A 1940-nucleotide genomic window follows, 5' to 3' on the forward strand; every position below is an offset into this window, starting at 1 on the left:
AACTCACCATAGTGAGATATTCAACATGACCGGCGACAGTTACCGGCTTAAACATCGTGATAGTATTTTGAGGTGAAAAAACTGGGAAAATTATTTGCCGAAATTCATCCAAAAGTACTTGCCGTTTACAAGGAGTAAGGTTACAGCATTTTAAATTTAATGATTCTCTTTATGAAAGTTTATTTCAAACAAAGGATGTAGTTGCACGTATCTAGTTGTAGAACGTTGTTAGCGGATATACCTAAAGACATTCAAGTTTAACATGTTACAGGGTGTAATTACCCATAAATTAAAGCAATGGAAGGGAGGAATGGTTTGTGAAAATAAACTTAATTTAAAATAATTGGTAATTCTAAAAGGGTGTAAAGATGTTATAATGAAGGAAAGGGGAGATGATATTTGAAAAGGTTAATATCATTACTTCTTATTACTTTTATTTTGGTTTCAAGCTTTGCCACAGTCGCATATGCTGAAACAAAGTATTATGACAAAACTGGTAGAGCTGGAGTTACTGTTTGGAGTTCAGACTACGGATTGAAGTATTTATTTATAGATTACGTAATGCATGAAGCTGTTTCACCCGGTACAACATCTACCAATTTTTTCTATCATGAGAATTATGGGACATGGAAAGATACTTATGGACCTCTTTTAACTTGGGATGTAATGGTTACTAACAGGTACAAGGAGGGTTCTAATGTTAAATTAACAATAGAGGATTGGAAGTGGGAACCAAAATCTTTAATTGTTAACCCGGGTACTCATGTAGGCGGTGGAACAAATTCAACTGATGTCTACCTGTCAAATACCTCAAAACAAGTTGAAGCGACATATAGTTTTTATACGGATGATGCAACACCAAATTGGTCATATACTACCGTAAATTTATTTTAATAAACTTTAGGGGGTGAAGAAATTGAAACTAAAAACTAATTTAGGCATAGCATTTCTTTGTTTTGTATTAGCAGTGGGTGCAATCTTTGTATTTAAAATTAACGACATTAATGCTGTAGCAAGTAAACCGGTTACCAAGGAAGAAATAAAACAAAATCTTAAGCAATTAGGCCAAATAAGGAAAGAAACCAGGAAAAATATCAAAGTTGTAGCCAAAATTGATAAAATGGGGGTAACTAATGAAGAATTTTTAGCCAGGAAAGTATGGTTACAAATTCTAGCTGCACAAAACGGAGATAAAAGCCCGACTAACAAAGATGTTATGAATTCGATTTTAAGAGATAAAGTACTTGAAGCAGAAGCTGCTAGGAGAAACTTAACTGCCAGCGTTGACGAGACCAAGGTTTATTTGAACGAACTTAGGAAATATCAAGATCAAAGTAACGGTACTATAACTGGAAGGGAAATGATACAAAACTTTGCTGAAGGTCTGGGAATAACAGAAGACCAATATTGGAATGAATGGGCCGTACCTTATTATCAAAAAGAATTATCCAGAGCAAAAATTGCTAAAGCTATTGCACAAGAGGTTCAACCACTTCCAAATGAAGACAGTGAAGCATATTCGAAACGCCAAAAGGAATATTTTGAAAAAGTTGTAAAAGATTTAATCGATAAAGCGAAAGTTGAAATCCTTGATGATTCTATAAACTAGTTATGTTTTTTGCAAGAGATAATTTCCCCTTTTTGCAGAGATTTTTCCCCAGACACCGGTGGGGAATTTTTTTATGTTCACCTACCACAAGAGTGATTGAAGGGTGGGTAGGGTTCTCCGGCTACTGTTTGGGAGCGACTGCGCCCGCAAAACTGCAGCCAGGCACGCAGAGTGTTCCCGCATGTCCGAAGATGGCAAAAATACCGTTTTGAGGCTTTACTACTGCATTTACTCTGCAGGATATCCAAAAACCGCTGCACATTAAAGTGATGAGTTGCGACTTAGTGGAGGGCGGCAAGCCTGTGTTTACGACAGTGAGGGCTTGAAATTG

Annotated in this window: 3 protein-coding genes; 2 read left to right on the plus strand and 1 reads right to left on the minus strand. The window is 36.3% G+C overall.

Going from position 1 to position 1940, the window contains the following annotated elements; all coding sequences use genetic code 11:
* The first annotated feature begins 399 nt into the window (after positions 1-399).
* Both Tfer_RS15600 and Tfer_RS15605 read left to right on the plus strand, forming a co-directional pair.
* Positions 400-894, plus strand: coding sequence for a hypothetical protein (locus Tfer_RS15600; protein WP_052219191.1), 495 nt, complete (start codon positions 400-402; stop codon positions 892-894).
* A 22-nt stretch (positions 895-916) separates the two neighbouring features.
* A complete protein-coding gene (locus tag Tfer_RS15605) occupies positions 917-1609 on the plus strand; it encodes a hypothetical protein (RefSeq protein WP_052219192.1) in 693 nt (230 codons plus the stop codon).
* Between the two features lie 121 nt (positions 1610-1730).
* Here Tfer_RS15605 and Tfer_RS16850 read toward each other — a convergent pair.
* A partial coding sequence (locus Tfer_RS16850; protein WP_207642462.1) for a hypothetical protein occupies positions 1731-1940 on the minus strand: 210 nt, incomplete at its 5' end.

The organism is Thermincola ferriacetica (assembly GCF_001263415.1).
Lineage (GTDB): Bacteria > Bacillota > Thermincolia > Thermincolales > Thermincolaceae > Thermincola > Thermincola ferriacetica.